1 protein-coding gene is annotated in these 574 nt (G+C 65.0%); it reads right to left on the bottom strand.

The window, feature by feature from the left end:
- Nucleotides 1-63 precede the first annotated feature (63 nt).
- Nucleotides 64-574: low affinity iron permease family protein (locus DAI20_RS19990; RefSeq protein WP_240606152.1), on the bottom strand; the 511-nt coding region annotated here is incomplete at its 5' end.

The following is a 574-nucleotide window of genomic DNA, read 5'->3' as shown; positions in this document are numbered from 1 at the left end:
GGCACCTGCCTGATGATCGATGGTAGTGCCGGCCGCTGGCCGGCATTGTCATTCCGGGGCCCGCTACACCGCTTCATCGTCGCGCCGCGCTGCATGGCAGGCGCGTACCCGCGCCAGCGCGTCGCCGGCTTCGCGCGCCATCTGCTCGTACTCGCGGCGGATCTCCTCCAGCCGCTCCTCGTCCAGTTCTTCCAGATCCAACAGTTCGTTGTTGGCTTCGGCGGTCGCCCGGATCAGCTCGTCCAGCTTGATCTGCATCGCGGCGGTGTCCGCGTTCTGCGTGTGCTGGATCAGGAACACCATCAGGAAGGTGATGATGGTGGTACCGGTGTTGATCACCAGCTGCCAGGTGTCGTTGAAACCGAATACCGGGCCACTGATGCCCCAGATCACCACGATCGCTACCGCGGCCAGGAAGGTCCACGGCGAGCCGGTGGCGGCCGCGGCCTTCTTGGCGATCGTATTGAACAGGTTTCGTACTTTCATCGTCGTCGTCCCACTCAGGTGACGAGGATGATCGGCAGTGGCCCGTGCAGGCGCCGTGCAGCGGCGGTCAGGCCCGCATGCGCTGCAG

The organism is Planctomonas deserti (assembly GCF_003067705.1).
Taxonomy (GTDB): Bacteria; Actinomycetota; Actinomycetes; order Actinomycetales; family Microbacteriaceae; genus Planctomonas; species Planctomonas deserti.
The sequence above is the reverse complement of the archived record's forward strand: the minus strand, read 5'-3'. Positions and strand labels throughout refer to the sequence as shown.